Source organism: Paenibacillus sp. Y859 (assembly GCF_056786405.1).
Map to the genome: position 1 here is coordinate 162,790 of NZ_JBXCIZ010000003.1, position 17,441 is coordinate 180,230.

14 protein-coding genes are annotated in these 17,441 nt (G+C 39.7%); 10 read left to right on the top strand and 4 right to left on the bottom strand.

The genetic code is table 11. The features are described from left to right. Positions 1-176 precede the first annotated feature (176 nt). Together AC1TO8_RS09735 and AC1TO8_RS09740 are read left to right on the top strand one after the other, a co-directional pair. On the top strand, positions 177-1,025 hold the full coding sequence (locus AC1TO8_RS09735; protein ID WP_482055413.1) for an SDR family oxidoreductase: 849 nt from the start codon (positions 177-179) through the stop codon (positions 1,023-1,025). 93 nt (positions 1,026-1,118) lie between these two features. Further along, complete coding sequence (locus AC1TO8_RS09740; protein ID WP_482055414.1) at positions 1,119-2,714, top strand: copper amine oxidase N-terminal domain-containing protein; 1,596 nt, start codon at positions 1,119-1,121, stop codon at positions 2,712-2,714. A 125-nt stretch (positions 2,715-2,839) separates the two neighbouring features. On the opposite strand, the gene AC1TO8_RS09745 is transcribed toward AC1TO8_RS09740, so the two are convergent. Further along, entirely contained in the window at positions 2,840-3,751 is a 912-nt protein-coding gene (locus AC1TO8_RS09745; RefSeq protein WP_482055666.1) for an ArsR/SmtB family transcription factor, read from the bottom strand. Positions 3,752-4,062: 311 nt separating this feature from the next. On the opposite strand from AC1TO8_RS09745, the gene AC1TO8_RS09750 reads away from it, so the two are divergent. From AC1TO8_RS09750 to AC1TO8_RS09765, 4 genes are all read left to right on the top strand, one after another. Then, positions 4,063-5,304, top strand: coding sequence for an extracellular solute-binding protein (locus tag AC1TO8_RS09750; RefSeq protein ID WP_482055415.1), 1,242 nt, complete (start codon positions 4,063-4,065; stop codon positions 5,302-5,304). Between the two features lie 76 nt (positions 5,305-5,380). After that, positions 5,381-6,259 (top strand): carbohydrate ABC transporter permease, encoded by an 879-nt coding sequence (locus AC1TO8_RS09755; protein ID WP_482055416.1) that lies wholly within the window; start codon positions 5,381-5,383, stop codon positions 6,257-6,259. A 47-nt stretch (positions 6,260-6,306) separates the two neighbouring features. Next, the gene (locus tag AC1TO8_RS09760) at positions 6,307-7,218 is read left to right on the top strand and encodes a carbohydrate ABC transporter permease (RefSeq protein WP_482055417.1); all 912 of its coding nucleotides are present in this window, start codon (positions 6,307-6,309) and stop codon (positions 7,216-7,218) included. A gap of 72 nt (positions 7,219-7,290) precedes the next feature. Beyond that, complete coding sequence (locus AC1TO8_RS09765) at positions 7,291-8,277, top strand: glycoside hydrolase family 43 protein (protein ID WP_482055418.1); 987 nt, start codon at positions 7,291-7,293, stop codon at positions 8,275-8,277. Positions 8,278-8,359: 82 nt separating this feature from the next. On the opposite strand, the gene AC1TO8_RS09770 is transcribed toward AC1TO8_RS09765, so the two are convergent. Beyond that, a complete protein-coding gene (locus AC1TO8_RS09770; protein ID WP_482055419.1) occupies positions 8,360-9,121 on the bottom strand; it encodes a YwaF family protein in 762 nt (253 codons plus the stop codon). Between the two features lie 250 nt (positions 9,122-9,371). On the opposite strand from AC1TO8_RS09770, the gene AC1TO8_RS09775 reads away from it, so the two are divergent. The 3 genes from AC1TO8_RS09775 to AC1TO8_RS09785 all read left to right on the top strand — a co-directional run bounded on the left by AC1TO8_RS09775 (position 9,372) and on the right by AC1TO8_RS09785 (position 13,995). Continuing rightward, entirely contained in the window at positions 9,372-12,227 is a 2,856-nt protein-coding gene (locus AC1TO8_RS09775; RefSeq protein WP_482055420.1) for a 2-oxoglutarate dehydrogenase E1 component, read from the top strand. A gap of 30 nt (positions 12,228-12,257) precedes the next feature. Next, positions 12,258-13,553 (top strand): 2-oxoglutarate dehydrogenase complex dihydrolipoyllysine-residue succinyltransferase, encoded by a 1,296-nt coding sequence (gene odhB, locus AC1TO8_RS09780; protein ID WP_482055421.1) that lies wholly within the window; start codon positions 12,258-12,260, stop codon positions 13,551-13,553. Positions 13,554-13,674: 121 nt separating this feature from the next. After that, positions 13,675-13,995: a rhodanese-like domain-containing protein gene (locus AC1TO8_RS09785; RefSeq protein WP_482055422.1), complete on the top strand. Its 321-nt coding sequence runs from the start codon at positions 13,675-13,677 to the stop codon at positions 13,993-13,995. Positions 13,996-14,135: 140 nt separating this feature from the next. Here the strand turns inward: AC1TO8_RS09785 and AC1TO8_RS09790 are convergent, their stop codons facing one another. Together AC1TO8_RS09790 and AC1TO8_RS09795 are read right to left on the bottom strand one after the other, a co-directional pair. Beyond that, positions 14,136-14,321, bottom strand: coding sequence for a hypothetical protein (locus AC1TO8_RS09790; RefSeq protein WP_482055423.1), 186 nt, complete (start codon positions 14,319-14,321; stop codon positions 14,136-14,138). An 86-nt stretch (positions 14,322-14,407) separates the two neighbouring features. After that, entirely contained in the window at positions 14,408-15,376 is a 969-nt protein-coding gene (locus AC1TO8_RS09795) for an RluA family pseudouridine synthase (protein WP_482055424.1), read from the bottom strand. A 193-nt stretch (positions 15,377-15,569) separates the two neighbouring features. Between AC1TO8_RS09795 and recQ the strand changes: the two genes are divergently transcribed. Then, complete coding sequence (recQ, locus tag AC1TO8_RS09800; RefSeq protein ID WP_482055667.1) at positions 15,570-17,435, top strand: DNA helicase RecQ; 1,866 nt, start codon at positions 15,570-15,572, stop codon at positions 17,433-17,435. The last annotated feature ends 6 nt before the right edge of the window (positions 17,436-17,441 follow it).

Here is a 17,441-nt window from a genome sequence, read left to right on the forward strand (position 1 = left end):
CTTTCGTATTCTCATAGCAAAGTGGAAAAGCGCGTATATCTAATTGTATTATAAACTTCTACTTATAAATGAGGAAGAGACTAGCGCTATACAGGTAGTTCGTAGTGTACAATTAGCATGTAGAGAAACTAAGGTATTGCTTCTACTTTTACCCTTAAATAGGAGGATGATGCTAAATGCGAAATAAAGTCGTCATGGTGACCGGGGCTAATTCAGGAATGGGACTTGCTACATCCATTGAATTAGCCCAAAGAGGGGCTCATGTCATCATGGTCTGCCGGAATGAAGAAAGAGCTAGATTAGCTCATGAAGAGGCTATGAGACAGAGTGGGTCAGAGAGTATCGAATGGATGCTCGGGGATTTAGGCAATCTGGATAGTATCCGTAAGCTAGCGGTTAATTTCAAAGGGAAATTTGATGTTTTGGATGTACTCATTAACAACGCGGGTGTGGTCTCATTGAAGCATGAATACACGCAGCATGGTTTTGAAATACATATGGGTATTAATCATTTAGGGCATTTCCTACTCACAAACTTGTTGCTAGATAGACTGAAGAATGCCGAACAAGGTCGAATTGTGAATGTCTCTTCTGGAGTTTACAAGGTTGGGAAAATCCATTTCGATGATCCAACTTTAAAGAAAAGATATCATGTTGTCAAAGGATATGCACAATCTAAACTGGCGAATATTCTGTTTACCAAGCAATTGGCTGAAAGGTTAAAGGATTCTCAAGTGACAGCCAATTGCTTGCACCCTGGTGCGGTCATGACTAATCTTGGCATTGACCGTAAGACGGGATTCGGTAAACAAGTATACTCCTTGTTACGTCCATTCTTTCTGACTCCAAAGGAAGGATCTCAATCAGCTATATATCTAGCAACGTCGCCTGAAGTTACGGGAGTAAGTGGGGAATATTTCTATCGTCAAGAAATGAGGAAACTTTCAGCGCGTGCTAATAATAAGCAGGATGCCGAGCATTTATGGCGTTGGAGTGAAGAGCAACTTGAACTATATATGAAGTGAGGAAATAAATAAGGGAATTTCTCTTTACAGAATAATTATCCGCAGGCATACTTGGTAAATAGATGTAACTTAAGTTTACTGAGGAGGAAAGAAATGAAACGTATCAAATGGTTAATAGCTTCAGTACTGGCATCCATGCTTGTTGTATTATCAGGATGTCAATCTGTCGGGGGATTGGATATTAAGAAAAGTATGGTAGATAGCTATGCGGTCAAATCTTCAGAATCGAAACAAACCTTTTCAATTGAAATTGTACCTGCACTCGGGCAAATTAGTGAAGAAGATAAGGAAATAATTGATTTATTGAACTCATTCTCATTAAGTATTGACCATGTGAAAATGCAGGATGCATCAACTGCATCTGTAGAAGGAACATTAAGCTTAGATGGAAAAAAGGTGCCGTTCCATGTATCTGTCGATAAGAAAGAAATGATTTTTTGGGTCGAAGGAGCTAAACAACCGATCTCTATAGCTCTCGATACATTGAACTCAGAGTATGGCGTGGAGTTAGCTAATCTGCAACCCTCTACTGAACAATCTCTTAAATTGATAACAGATGTAGGTGATTTCTTCTTCAAGAATGCGCCTAACCCAGAGTCAATCACCTTGTCATCCGTAACAGATACGGTGTATGGAGAGAAACTAACCCTGAAGAAGCTTCATGTGGATGTTCGTGGAGATGAATTGGTGGGTCTCGCTAAATCCTTCCTGACGAGTGTGTCTGAGGATAAAGAAGGGGTCAAAGAATTAATTAGTACGTTATATGATGTGTACTATCCTATTTATGAATCTGGATTAAACATGTATAGCGAGGAATATTTAGAAGAAGAATATTTCGAGGACGAAGTATCACCATTCGCTTCATGGGAAAGTGTTATCCAAGATAAAGAAGCGACCGTGATTTATTTGACGAATCAATTACAAAAGGCACTGAAAGAACTACTTACAGATTATGATAGTGACGTAAACGATATCTTTAAGGAAGAGCCATTATTGAATGAAGTCTTTAGTAAAGATACAGTACTATCAATGGATATTATGTTTGATAACAAGCTACAGATACGTAAGCAAAATGTAGATCTTATCGTTCAGCTTCCAATTATGGAAGGAATTCCAGTGAAGCAAGTTAAGATTCATTCTAGAAGTGAAATCTGGAGTGTGAATGAGCCTGTTACTATAAATAAAGTAGACACGACTCAAGGAGCTTTGGAGTTAGATGTATTAGCTGTGGATCAGATTACTCCTGGAGCACTTCTGCGTAATTTTGAAGGTCAATCTGAGGCGTATCGTTTCTTAAAAGAAGATATGAGTATTACAAACAAGTATGTCATTCTAGAAACGCTAGTGGATGAAGAGTATGGTTGGTACTATGATTATTCTCTTCCTATCGAAGTGAATAGAACGACGATGGTACCACTTCGACATGTTGCTGAACAGTTGGATGCTGAGATGAAATGGGATAATACGTTGAAGCAAGTTACAGTTATTGATGATTTGACAGGTTCAACTATTGTTCTTAAGAACGGTTCTAACCAAGCACTTGTAGATGGTGAAAAGGTGAAGCTTGCTGAGCCTGTTATGAACTATGAAGGAACTTATTATGTACCACTTCGATTCATATCCGATGCGTTAGGTGCTACAATAGAGTGGAATAATTATACGAAGTCTATCATTATTGAACGTGAATAATGAATGGCTAGAGAAATATAATAAAAAGGTTGAGCAGGGTCATTCTGCTCAACCTTTTTATGTGCGTTTGGTAGCGTGTTTTCTCGGATATGGCCAAACAATAGGTCACAAGGAAGAATGTAATGTTAAAGGTAATACAATTTAAACAATATATCTTGATCATGATTTCCAAATTTTTTCCCAAAAATCGTCGCTCCTCCAACATGCTTTGCATCTTCTTTAACTTCGATTCGAAAGGTCCATCTGTCGCAAGTCGTATCTAAATCCTCAATCAAAACTTGAGACATGGGGTCACCGTCAATATATGTTCCATGGTTTGTTATTCTAATCGTTTTTAGCAATCCATATTGATTGATATTGTGTGGCCACCATTCAGGTGTGAATTTCCCCCTTGCATCGGCATAATCACCAGGACTCGTCCAAGTGCCTAATTCCAAACCGTTTAAGGAGAACGTGATATCAGAAGGCCATACATCATTTGAAAATGGAAATTCAGAAGAAAGTTCCAAGCTAATCTCAAATTGTTGTAGTTCTTCTTCCTTTTTCAAAAAGTTAGCAATATTATATTGGACGAATCCTTGGGTGAACCATAATATCTCTGCATCCACTCTTTTGGAGTCCATAAAGTACCTCGGTTCGTCAACTCTTCCGATAAATTCCTTTTCCGTAGCAAGCCCGCAAGTTGGCTTCAAATCATAATCAGTATAATGACCGATAGGAACCGATGTCTCATAAGATGCAAACGAATGGAATATTTTCTTAGGAAAATTAATTTCAATATGATCTACTCTTAAGATGGAAATTCTTTGGTGGCCTGATTGCCCTGGTTTTCCGGGGACTTTCTCCGTTTTAATGATCCCTGCATCTTCTAATTTTTGAATGTGTTTTATCATGATAGGACTACTTAATCCAAGTTCCTGAGCCAACTCTTTTATATTCATTTTGTTTTTTGAGAGTAACTGTATTATTTTTATTCGAACTTCACTTGCTAAAGCTTCGTAAACAATGAGAGAAGACTTGTCTATTTCCAGTTGCATATTATTCACTTCTTTCAAGTTATTTCATTGATTTGAGAAAGATGATTAACTCTTACTAATAATAGCATAAACATTATTAAGTTGTATACTAATTAATGTATATATTAATTAGTATGTTATAGGGACTTATTTTCAATTAGCTAATTAACTAATAAGTTAATTTACATGATACAAATATAAATATGATTCATATAAATGTTATTGACAACGCTTTCAGCGTGATTGTATACTTAGCTCAAGTAATTATTTGCGAAGGCACTTTTCGTGAATGATTGTCCAAACAAATACAACATATTTAGGAGGAGAAATATTTGAGAAGAAAATTGGGGGCTTCATTAGTACTTATTTTATTATTTACAACAATCTTAGCTGGATGTGGTGGTGATGGCGGGGGAAATACAATTACCTTTTGGACTCCGCTAACAGGTGATGATGGCGCTAACATGGATCAAATTGTTAAAGACTACAATGCAACTAACCCTGAGGTCAAAGTTAAACATGTTATTACATCAGATATGTATACTAAAGTTTCCACGGTGTTGGCATCTGGCAAAGGTGTACCTGATCTAGCCATCATACACGCGGACCGTGTTCCTGGATTTGTTAAACAGGGTTCATTAGAAGCAATGACATCTGTAATGGCATCACAACCCGAATTAAAACAAGATAATTACTTACCCCAAGCCTGGTCAACCGGTACGATAGAAGGAACTCAATATTCAGTCCCGCTAGATATTCATAGTAATGTAATGTATTACAATAAAGATTTGCTTAAAAAATATAATGTGGAATCTTTCCTAGATGATAATGTTGTTACGATTGATGAGATGCTTTCATTACAAGGGAAATTGGATGAAGGTGACTATGTCGTTAATGATGCGTTGTTAGGCTGGGTCATCTTGGCACAAATTCAAAACTTAGGCGGAGATGTCCAAGTAGATGGTAAACCAGCTGTTAATACGCCAGTGTTCAAACAAGCCTTTGAAAACGTTAAAAAAATATCCGATGCTGGCTTGATGACGCCATTTGGTGAAGATGGATACTTGATGTTCCAATCTCAGAACGTACTATTCTCAACAGATGGTACATGGAGTTCTAATGCACATGCTGGAGTTGAAGGATTGAACTTCGGGGTGACAAATGTTTATTCTCCTACTCCTGATAAGTTTACTAACAGATCTTCTTCACATTTATTCGCTATGCTAAAGAACGATAAAAGAACAGATGAAAAAGAAGTTGGTATTGCTAGTTTTTTAGAATATGTTCGTGAAAATTCAATGGAATGGGCTAAGGCTGGACAAAACGTAGCAAGTAACGTAGTTAACCATAGTCCAGAGTACCAGAACTATATGCAATCCTTCTTTACATCAAATGAAAAAGAAATTCAATCCCTTTACATTTATACTTATGAATACTATCCATATATTGCAGAGGCAGTAGATACGTATTGTGCGGATATCGTTCGTGGTAACGTTGATATCGACGAAACTTTACAGACCATGCAAAAATTTGTTGAAGATAAGATATCTGAAAGTAGCAGTGGAACAAAGTAAGCTGAAACTGAAAAGATTGTAAAGTAATGTGCCCGATATGGCACATTACTTTTACAAAAGGAGAAATAGAATGCCTATGAAAAAGAAGTTGAATTTAGCACCTGTTTTCTTTGTAGGTCCACATGTTATTTTATTTGCTATCTTCATCTTATTGCCTACAATTTATGGGATTTATGCTTCATTTACGAAATGGAATTTAATGAGTGATCCGGTATGGGTAGGTCTTGATAATTACAAAAGGATCCTTTTTGACAATAAATCAACCTTCCATGTTCAATTTAATAATGGTCTGAAAAATACGTTAATCTTTGTTGCAGCCAGTGTTCCCCTATTAATTATTATTCCGTTAATGGTTGCTGTTGCATTAGAACATAGAAAAGTAAAAATGAAAAATGTCATTCAAGCTATTATTTATATACCGGGATTAATCTCTATATCTGCAGCTGCACTCATCTGGTCCTTGATCTTTAATAAGCAATTGGGGATTACAGGGAATATATTGGGCTCGGATACGGTTTGGGCAGCACATCAACCTTATGCTTGGCTTATTATCATTGTACTAACGGTATGGGGTGGAGTCGGAGGAAACATGATTATTTATCGTGCTTCCATAAGCGGTGTAGCACAGGATTTGTATGAAGCAGCAGAAATGGATGGAGCGGGACCAGTTCGAAGATTCTTTAGTATTACCTTACCTTCTATTCGTTTTCCATTAATTTTCACATTTGTTATGACAACAGCTGGGGCATTTAATGTATTTGGTCAACCGTTAATGATGACGAAGGGTGGGCCACAACAAAGTACACATGTATTGATGATGTATATTCGTCAATTAGCTTTTGGTAACGGCGAATCAATTGCCGGAATGGCCTCAGCGATGGCAGTATTACTGGGATTAGTTATTTTGGTTATTTCAGCGCTGCAATATTATGTGATGAATCGAAATGCTTCGTAGATTTACGGTGAGTAATTTAATGGAAACAGAAAAGGTAGGTGTAACAAATGCCAAACCAAGTGTCACATGCATCGAATAATAACCCGATTATATTGCCAAAGGTCAAGGGGAAGATATCGTCTGATGGTAATATATCTAAATATTGTGCATATTTATTTTTGATTTTACTTTGTGTAATATTTGCATTTCCTGTAATATATGGGGTCGCTACATCGTTTAGATCACAAACGGAAGTGGTATCTACCGGATTTAGATTATTACCTGAAAAGTGGATTTTTGATAACTATGTCACCATCCTAAACAACACATCTACTGCACCAATAATGCGTTGGTTAATGAATTCGGTATTCATTGCAACTTTGCATACTCTTTTAGTGGTCTTTGTTATTTCAATCACGGGTTATGGTTATTCTCGAATGAAGTTTAAAGGTAGAGATATGTTGTTTTTTACGTTACTGGGTATCTCCTTCTTTCCAGGTGTTGTTAATCTAATTCCGTCCTATAAAATCATTGATGCGTTAGGTTGGGTTAATACCTCATGGGCTATGATTATCCCTGGTTTAGCAGGAATGGGAAATATATTTTTGGTCAGACAGTTCATGAACGGTCTTCCTAAAGAATTAGATGAGTCTGCTCGAATGGATGGTGCGGGTGACTTTAGAATTTATTATTCAGTAATAGTACCTTTAATAAAACCGATATTGATCGTGTGTGCCTTATTTTCCTTTACTGGATCTTGGAATGATTTTCTCTGGCCAGTTATCGTATATACAGATGTAGATAAAATGCCAATAACAGCTGGATTACTTTTATTGCAAGATATTTATGGGAATTATCGTATGATTGGACAATTAATGGGGTCGGCGATTATAGCTATTATTCCAACATTTGTGTTGTTCTTGTTTGCACAGAAATATTTTGTTCAATCCATTAATTTGAATTCAGGCATTAAAGGTTAAACTAGACACTTAATAAAGTATATTGATTGAGAGAAATCCATGAAACATATATATAGAAGGAGAGAGAAAGACATGGAGAAGAGTGGACACATAAATAATCCGATAGTGGAGCAACGTGCTGATCCTTGGGTGTATAGACATACTGATGGATATTACTATTTTGCCGCCTCGGTACCAGAGTACGATCGTATTGAGCTTCGTCGCGCGGAGTTTATTCAAGAATTGGAGAGTGCTGAGCAAGTGGTTGCTTGGCGTAAGCGTGATACTGGAATATTAAGCGCTAATATTTGGGCTCCTGAGCTTCATTATATTAATAACAAGTGGTACATTTACTTTGCTGCTGCACACACAAGTGAGACGAAGGAAGGTTTGTTCGATCACCGGATGTATGTATTAGAGAATGAATCTGCTAATCCTCTCGAAGGAACATGGATAGAGAAGGGACAGGTTCGGACGAAATGGGAAAGCTTCGCACTCGATGCAACGATATTTGAACATAAAGGAAAACTATATTATGTATGGGCTCAGAAAGATCTAGCAATCGAGGGTAATTCCAACCTTTATATATCTGAGATGAGTAATCCATGGACTCTCAGTGGTGAACAAGCGATGATTAGTACCCCTGAATATTCGTGGGAAGTGATTGGGTTTAAGGTGAATGAAGGGGCGGCTGTACTAAAAAGGAATGGTCGGATATTCATGAGTTATTCAGCTAGCGCTACAGACCATCATTACAGTATGGGGCTTCTTACGGCAAAGGATGATGCGAATCTGCTTGATCCCGCTTCATGGGTTAAGTCGAAGCAACCGGTATTTCAAACCAATGAGCAGGTAGGGCAATACGGACCAGGGCATAATAGCTTTACTGTCTCGGCAGATGGCAAACAAGATATTTTTGTCTATCACGCTCGTAACTACAAAGAAATTGTAGGAGATCCTTTATACGATCCCAATCGTCATACACGGGCTCAAATATTAAATTGGAATAATGATGGGACACCGAATTTCGGAGAGCCATTAAAGGATGATAAAGTAACAATATCTATTCCTAAACGTTAAGACTATCAATGAATAGAGCCGATGAACGAAATAAAGTTCATGGCTCTATTTTTGTAATATAGTCCTTTTTGAACTACCTTTATCATAGTGGTAAATTGGCTTTCGTACTTCTCCTTGTCGTGTGTCGCTTCCAACGATCAGGTAATACGAAGAATAGTAGATGTAGCAAGGTGAAGAAAAGAAGCGCAACTCCTTGCTCTGCCAATAGATAATAAGGATGCGGACCCAAAATATCAAGAATAGATGCGCTGGCTGGTTTACGCATAAGAAACATGTAATTAGAACCTATGATGTAATTGATAGAACCAACTATAACAGCGAGAATATTTAAGGAGATCAAGGCGGTTCCAATTGACTTCCATGTGGGTTTGTATTCCTCAATCCAGGTCATATATAGTGCTGAGAGAATAATAGCGAAATGAGCTACGAAAAATTGTAGAAAACGAAAATGCGGGTATGTAAAATCTAAGCTTGGTGTAAGTACAGCTTGTAGCGCTCCTGTAATTCCAGCAAAAAAAACAATGGAGTACAATAAACGGCTTCTAGTAAAAAGCATGATTATAGCTAGTAACAAAGTAATACTACATAATTCAAGAGGTAAGCTTGTTCGAGGATTCCATATTCCTTGTGCAACGTACCAAATATTTAGTGCGACTTCTGAAGCGATCAAAATTCCAGCGATCCAATAACGAATTATCTTTTTGATGGAAGGCTCTCTTTTAATAGAAGTTCTGAATATGAATAATAACAGAGATAAAGCGATTAGAATGCTGATCTGAATTAGATGTGCTGTGGCGTACGCATGGAAAGTATGGGTATTATCTGAGCTAAAGAATGAGGACATGATTGAACGTCTCCTTTCAAGCTTACAAGGATTAATCATAATGTAGTCGATGATAATGTTGAGTATAGCAAATAATGAAAATAAAGCCAAAGTACTCATTATTTGATTGATCTGTTTATTAGATGATAACAATATGAAAAGACTATTTTAGCTATTGTGTTTAAAGGGCTATACTAGATGTATTAATGATTTATGAGATTTTCTATTCACCATGTAACTATCATAGTTCATAACGGAGGTATATCCGACAATGCTAATGAATAAGCAACACACAAGCGATCCTTGGCAAACTTATTATGGTCCCAATCTTGGTTATGTTCAGGAACAGTATGATCAATTTTTGAGAAATCCTCAATCTGTTGATGAGACCTTTCAACATTTATTTAGTTTATGGGGAGCACCACCTACAATTGCTGATGAAGTTAGTAGTCCCAAGGAACCTACAGAACGGATATCTTGGGATCGCAACCTGCTGAAAAAGGGTGTAGACGCCGGGAAGTTAGTATGGAATATTCGTGCCTATGGACATCTAGCAGCAGATATTGATCCTTTAGGGCTTCGACCTGCTCTGGACACGAGCTTGCTAGAATCAGAAAGGTATAATTTGTCAAAGGAAGATTTAAAAGCGTTTCCATCTTCCTTAATATGGCACCATGCGCCTGAGAGTGTACCTAATGGTTGGGATGCTATTGTGAAGTTGCGTGAACTTTATACAGGAACAATTGCTTATGAATTCAGTCATATTCATGAGGAAGAAGAACGTGTCTGGTTAAACCGTCAAGCAGAATCTCCGCGAGTGGAATTAAGCATAGATGAGCGGACAGCTCTCTTAAGACGGTTACTTCAAGTAGAACAGTTTGAAGAGTTCCTTCATCGTACATTTGTTGGACAAAAGCGTTTTTCCATTGAAGGAAACGATGTACTCGTTCCTATGCTTGATGCAATGTTGATATCTATGGTAGATAACGGTACGGAGCATGTTTTGATGGGGATGGCACACCGTGGGAGATTGAACGTACTCGCCCATGTACTAGGCAAACCATATCAGAATATTTTCTCGGAATTCCACCATTCTCCAAATAAAAAATTGATTCCATCAGAGGGATCTACAGGTATTAGTTATGGATGGACGGGTGATGTTAAATATCACTTAGGAGCTAATCGCCTATTGAAAGAAGGAAGTCAGCTGGAAGCTAGAATCACATTAGCAAACAATCCGAGTCACTTGGAATTTGTGAATCCTGTAGTTGAGGGTTATTCACGGGCAGCTCAGGAAGATCGCACCCAGCCTGGATATCCTCGACAAGATGTGAATAAAGCGGCAACGATACTCATTCATGGCGATGCTGCTTTTCCTGGAGAAGGAATTGTTGCAGAAACGTTGAACTTTACGAAGTTGCCAGGTTATCAGAACGGTGGAACTATTCATATTATAGTAAATAATAATTTAGGATTTACAACAGAGAGCAAGGACTCTCGCTCCACTCATTATGCTAGTGATTTGGCTAAAGGATATGAAATTCCGATTATTCATGTGAACGCGGATGATCCTGAAGCATGTATTGCGGCAGTTCGCATGGCGAGTGAGTATCGCAATAAGTTCAAGAAGGATTTCCTGATTGATCTTATCGGTTATCGTCGCTATGGACATAATGAAACAGATGACCCAGAAACAACGCAACCTTTAATATATCAAAAAGTGAAAAGTCACGAACGAGTTAGCGTTCTATACCGTTCTGAGCTATCTCAAAAGGGCTTGATTTCGGAAGAACAGGCTGAACAGCTTAAGGAAAGTGTCTTGAATCGTTTGAAGGAAGCTTACGAGCAGATGAAACGCGATGATGTGCAGAATGCTACAGATCGGACTATCGCTGTCATGGTGCCAGATCCGGCGCAGATAACTTATACTGCAGTACCATTAGATGAACTGCAAGAGATTAATGCAGGGCTATTGAAGCGCCCCGAAGGATTTAAGGTCTATCCTAAATTACAGCGAATCCTTGAACGTCGTGAGAATTCCCTGGATGAAGGTGAAAAGGTAGATTGGGGACTTGCTGAGACGCTAGCTTTCGCAACAATTATTGCGGATGGTACACCTATTCGAATTAGTGGTCAAGATGCGGAACGTGCGACATTTGCTCATCGTAATCTCGTATTGCATGATCCTGATTCAGGCGCTACATTCTGTCCAATACATGAATTGCCGCAAGCGAAGGCATCCTTTGCGATTCATAATAGCCCCTTATCTGAAGCATCCGTATTAGGATTTGAGTATGGTTATAACGTATTCTCACCTGAGACGCTTGTCATTTGGGAAGCGCAGTATGGTGATTTCTCTAACTGTGCTCAAGTGATCATGGATCAGTTCATCTCAGCAGGACGTTCTAAATGGTCACAGAAATCAAGCTTAGTGATGTTACTACCTCATGGATATGAAGGGCAAGGACCAGAACACTCTAGTGCGAGGCTTGAACGTTTTCTCCAGCTTGGAGGAGATGATAACTGGATTGTTGCGAACCTGACTACTGCAGCTCAATACTTCCATTTATTACGTCGTCAAGCGGCACTGACGAATACAGAGGAAGCAAGACCGCTTGTCATGATGTCTCCGAAGAGTCTAATTCGGAATCCTAGAGTAACGTCACCTAGTCAGGACTTCACTGAGGGGACCTTTAATCGGATATTGGAGCAAAGTGGGTTAGGAGAAATACCAGAGAATGTTGAACGCTTAATTCTATGCTCGGGGAAAATCGCGGTTGAAATGGAAGAGGCGTTAGATAATGAAACGGATAAGCGTCCTGGTTGGTTACACATTGTACGTGTAGAGCAACTGTATCCATTCCCAGAGCAAGATATCAAGAATGTATTAGACCGCTTAACGAAACTACAAGAGATCGTATGGGTACAGGAAGAACCAAAGAATATGGGAGCGTGGCGTTATATTGAACCACGTATCCGTGCTATTGCACCTAAGGGGATTTCGGTTGCTTATAACGGTCGTCCAGAGCGTTCTAGTACGGCTAGTGGTTATCAGAAAGTTCATTTATTTGAACAACAACAGATTATTTCGTTGGCACTTCGTTTAAACCAATCTCAGAATAATTAACTTTGATATTTATAAGAGGAGGTAGAAGATTTGAATAATATTATTGTACCTGCAATGGGAGAATCTATTACCGAGGGAACGATTTATAAATGGCATGTGAAAGAAGGAGAGGCCGTTAAGTTAGGTGATGTCCTTTTAGAGCTTGAGACGGATAAAGTTAATTTAGAGATGAGTGCAGAAATAGATGGAGTTATAGAGAAGGTACTTCGACAAAATGGAGATACCGTCCAAATTGGGGAAGTGATTGGGCGGATTCAATCAGGTGGAGAAGCTGGTGTTGCTGCAGAGGTAGCTTCTGAAGAATCTACGTCCATCGATGAGAAGAAAAAGGTAGTAGCAGATGAGAAATTTTCTGCTACCGTTGCTAGTAAATCAGCAGAACCTCTTCAGGTGAATGAAAGTGCATCCTTTCTAGCCGCTTCACCCTCAGCTCGAAAGTTAGCACGTGAGCGTGGCATTGAACTTGAACAAGTACAGGATAGAGATTCGAAGGGGCGTATTTATCAAGAAAACGTTCGTAATCATTCAGAAGTTCCGAGTGATCAGGTGAAGCGTTCTGGAGATGGACAAGGTGGTACAGGTGGAGTGAATCTTTCGGCACAGGAATTTGTAGTTGCAAGTTCCAAGCCAATGGTACGTGAACGGATGTCTCGTCGTCGCGTTACGATTGCCAAACGTCTAGTGGAAGCTCAAAGAACTGCAGCTATGCTGACGACTTTCAATGAAGTAGATATGACTGCAATTCTTGATATTCGTAAACGTCGTAAGCAAGCTTTTCAAGAGAAGCATGATGTGAATCTTGGGTTTATGTCATTCTTTACAAAGGCTGTTGTAGGTGCGTTGAAAGCACATCCTCTTCTGAATGCAGAAATTGATGGGGAAGATATTCTTGTTAAGAAATACTATGATATTGGAATTGCCGTTTCAGCCAAAGAAGGTTTGGTAGTTCCTGTCGTACGTGATGCGGACCGTTTAGGGTTCCCGGAGATTGAGCGACAAATCAGTGAATTGGCAGGCAAGGCGCGTAAAAATAAACTAAGTATTTCAGAGCTTCAAGGTGGTACTTTCACAATTACTAATGGAGGGGTATTCGGATCATTATTGTCTACTCCGATACTTAATACACCTCAGGTAGGTATTCTGGGAATGCACAAAATCCAGCTACGGCCGATTGCGATTGACCAAGATACAATGGAAAATCGCCCAATGATGTATATCGCACTTTCTTATGATCACCGGATCGTGGATGGTAGCGAAGCTGTACAATTCTTAGTTGCAGTGAAGGAATTGCTTGAAGATCCTGAATCGTTATTGCTCGAAGGATAATAGCAAACTTTAAGAGGGGCAGACCAATCATGGTCTGCCTCTTTTGGAATGAGAACAAATTGTGTTACGATGATAAAGGTGATATACAGTAATTTAACAAGAGTTAATAGGAGTGAAAAATATGAATAATTTACCCATCCAAGAATGGGATGTTGAAGAGGTTCTGGCAAAGTTAAATGAAGGTGATAAGTTTGAGATTATTGATGTTCGTGAAGATGATGAATGGGAATCAGGACATATTCCACAAGCTAAACACATCGCTCTAGGGACGTTACCAGTACGTCATACAGAGCTAGACTCTGATCAATTAACGCTTATAGTATGCCGAAGCGGTGGCCGTAGCGCTAGAGCTTGCGAATATCTCACGGAGCTAGGATACAAGGTGATAAATATGTCAGGCGGCATGTTGGAGTGGGATGGGCCTGTTACATACGATCAGTAGTTATTGGTCAGTTTATAGTCATTCAACGTAGGGTCGGAGCATATTCATTACAAAAAAAGGAGCATGCCTATACAAACGGCATGCTCCTTTCTATAGATTGGAATTGTGAATCAGCATATTTTAAAAGTATAAAGTCTCAATTAATGGTTAACATGATTGCGCTCGAAATGATGTATGTTAGAAAAAGAGGTAGAATGGTTCATTCTTTCGAGTTTGCGAATGATTTCTTTTTGCCATTTAAGATCTTCGACTCTTTTTGCGAGATTCAATAGGTCTAAATAGTCATCAATTTGCAAAGAGATGTGTTGCGCAGATACAGTATTCATATGTTCTACTCCTTTTCAACCAGGTGGATTCGAACACTATTGTATCATATCTCTATTCTAAATGATAATGTTTCTCATGAATGAAATTAATTAGTGGGTGTAGCTCGGAAAGGATGAAGGAAAGTTTTTGGGATCTCTGTTTTGAAGGTCATAACCTCACCTGTAGTTGGGTGTTCAAAAGCTAGCACTTGTGCGTGAAGGCCCATTCTTCCGATCGTTCTCGTCTTACCTCCATACTTCTTATCTCCTGCGACAGGATGACCGAGATCCTGCATGTGGACACGAATTTGATTCTTACGCCCTGTTTCGAGGTTCACTTTTAGTAGGGAGAAGTAGCTGTTAGTCTGAATGGTTGTATAATGTGTAATGGCTAACTGGCCGTCATTAGCATAAGGACTTGAATACATTTTTAATGTGCTACTTTCTTTGAGCCATGATGTGATTGTTCCTTCAGGCTTCTTAATCTTACCTTCAACCAATGCAATGTAAGTACGCTCCTTGACCATATCCTGCCACGAATCTTGAAGTTTCTGCTTCACTTCCTCATTCTTGGCGAACATCATGACACCTGAGGTGTCGCGATCAAGACGATGGACGACAAAAATACGATTGTTTGGATTATTTTCTCGAACATGAGCGGTAATTTGGCGATAAGCCGTCAGCTCAGTTTCTTTCGATGATGCAACAGACAGTAGGCCTGCTTCCTTGTATACGACAATAATGTCCTCATCCTCATGCATAATGCGAAGTCCAATAAGTGGAATCTCTTCTTCGATCTTATCTTTAGAGACCATTACAGTATGACCCGATTGAAGGGGGAAATTATAAGCCGTCTCCGCACGTCCATTCACGAAGATTTGTCCCCGTGCGAGCATGGATTTAACAGAGTTACGTCCGATATTCGTTAACGTATTTAGCAAGAATGCCAATAGTTCAGAGTTTTCATTCACTGTATAATGCTTGTTAGGAGCTTGTTTGTTGTGATGTGATGCTTTGGGTTTAGTTTTATTATAAGATTGTTGTTGGCCTTGGCCAGAACGTTGTTTATTCTTCATATCGTGAATTCTCCATCCTCATGTGGTTTACTGTCCAATAATACCATGAGTAATGGTGTAATGCCATGCAAGAGAACGTCATAATCCTCAACTAAGGTTGCTCAATCCATCAAACCCCAGTAAACTTGTATAACTAGGAAAATAGCTTGTTCGGTATTGCAAGACCAAGCAAAATAGTAAGGAGTTAATCATGATGATAATGGAAGCAATGACATTGGATCGAGCGCAGGATTATCTGCAGAAATATTATGGCTATCCGGATTTTCGTGAAGGTCAAAGAAATATTGTATCAAGCCTATTAGATAGCCGAGATACACTGGGCGTTATGCCAACGGGTGGAGGGAAGTCCATCTGTTACCAAATCCCAGCATTGATGCTTCCCGGACTGACGATAGTCGTATCACCGCTAATCTCTTTGATGAAGGATCAAGTGGATGCACTGACAACAGCGGGCATCTCTGCGGCATTTATTAATAGTACGCTTAGTGGAAAAGAAGTGAATGAAGTAATTCGAGCTGCTGCGCAGGGAGAGCTTAAGCTATTGTATGTGGCTCCCGAGCGATTAGAGCTGGATTGGTTCCGTGAAGAAATGTCTTATCTCCCCATTTCTTGTGTAGCAGTAGATGAAGCACACTGTGTTTCTCAATGGGGGCATGATTTCCGCACAAGTTACCTGGCTGTTGCCCCATTTGTAGAGGGTTTGTCACAACGGCCAATCGTAGCTGCATTCACTGCAACAGCTACTCCCGGAGTCATGGATGATATTGTGAAATTGCTGCGTCTCGAGGAACCACAAGTATTTGTTACGGGTCTGGGACGGGATAATTTGGCTATGTCCGTACTACGAGGTGAGAACAAACGTGAGTTTGTTATGACTTATACGCTTGAGCATGCCCATGAAACAGGCATAATCTATGCAGCGACACGCAAGGATGTAGATCAACTAACGGAGCGGCTTCAGAGCGCTGGCATTGCTGTAGGCCGCTATCATGCGGGGATGAGTGATGCAGATCGAGCAGCTAGTCAGGAAGGATTTCTATACGATGATCTTCGAGTGATCGTTGCGACCAATGCATTTGGAATGGGTATTGATAAATCTAACGTTCGTTACGTCATCCATTACAACATGCCGAAGAATATGGAAGCCTATGTACAGGAAGCCGGTCGTGCGGGGCGTGATGGTGAACCGAGCCAATGTATCCTTTTGTTCAGTGGGCAGGATATCATGACCCAGAAATTTCTGATTGAGCAGAACCAGATGGATGATGAGCGCAAACATAATGATTATCGCAAATTGCAGCAGATGCTAGATTACTGTTATACTAACCGCTGTTTGCGTAATGCGATGTTAGATTATTTCGGTGAGATACATGAGGACAAGCCCTGCGGTACATGTAGTTCTTGTACGGATGAGAGGGAGCTAGTCGATATGACGGTGGATGCGCAGAAGATATTCTCCTGCATCCACCGTATGCGTGAGCGATTTGGTGTATCCATGGTAGCCTCTGTGCTCAAAGGGTCTCGGAATAAAAAAGTATTGCAGTACGGTTTCGAAAGCTTACCAACCTATGGGATGATGTCCAATCGAACGGAGAAGGATATTTCGGAAGTGATTAATGTGATGGCTTCGGACGGATATCTCTCCCTCTCTGAAGGACAGTATCCCGTATTGAAGCTACAACCTCTAGCTGCAGAAGTACTCAAAGGGCAACGACAGGTCATGCAGCGAGTAGCCCGTCCAACGCGGACGAGCGGAACAGCAGCAGGAGGATATGTCAGGAATAGAGGTCGTGATGACTCGCCATCGGCCGTTAATGAGACGGTGTTTGAACAATTACGTCTCGTTCGTCGTGAACTTGCAGGTAAGGAACGTGTTCCATCCTACATCATATTTAATGATGCAACACTGCGTGAGATGAGTGTGGTATGTCCACAGACAGAGTCAGAGATACTGAAGATTAAAGGTGTTGGAGAAGTGAAATTCCGTAAATATGGTAAGCCGTTCCTAGATTTCTTTCAAAACTTGAATCAGGACGGACTCATAGATGATTACGAATAAATGAGG

Coding starts and splice junctions, on each gene's coding strand:
- AC1TO8_RS09735 (WP_482055413.1), top strand. CDS start 177: ATGCGAAATAAAGTCGTCATGGTGACCGGGGCTAATTCAGGAATGGGA.
- AC1TO8_RS09740 (WP_482055414.1), top strand. CDS start 1,119: ATGAAACGTATCAAATGGTTAATAGCTTCAGTACTGGCATCCATGCTT.
- AC1TO8_RS09745 (WP_482055666.1), bottom strand. CDS start 3,751: ATGCAACTGGAAATAGACAAGTCTTCTCTCATTGTTTACGAAGCTTTA.
- AC1TO8_RS09755 (WP_482055416.1), top strand. CDS start 5,381: ATGAAAAAGAAGTTGAATTTAGCACCTGTTTTCTTTGTAGGTCCACAT.
- AC1TO8_RS09760 (WP_482055417.1), top strand. CDS start 6,307: ATGCCAAACCAAGTGTCACATGCATCGAATAATAACCCGATTATATTG.
- AC1TO8_RS09765 (WP_482055418.1), top strand. CDS start 7,291: ATGGAGAAGAGTGGACACATAAATAATCCGATAGTGGAGCAACGTGCT.
- AC1TO8_RS09770 (WP_482055419.1), bottom strand. CDS start 9,121: ATGTCCTCATTCTTTAGCTCAGATAATACCCATACTTTCCATGCGTAC.
- AC1TO8_RS09775 (WP_482055420.1), top strand. CDS start 9,372: ATGCTAATGAATAAGCAACACACAAGCGATCCTTGGCAAACTTATTAT.
- AC1TO8_RS09785 (WP_482055422.1), top strand. CDS start 13,675: ATGAATAATTTACCCATCCAAGAATGGGATGTTGAAGAGGTTCTGGCA.
- AC1TO8_RS09790 (WP_482055423.1), bottom strand. CDS start 14,321: ATGAATACTGTATCTGCGCAACACATCTCTTTGCAAATTGATGACTAT.
- AC1TO8_RS09795 (WP_482055424.1), bottom strand. CDS start 15,376: ATGAAGAATAAACAACGTTCTGGCCAAGGCCAACAACAATCTTATAAT.
- recQ (WP_482055667.1), top strand. CDS start 15,570: ATGATAATGGAAGCAATGACATTGGATCGAGCGCAGGATTATCTGCAG.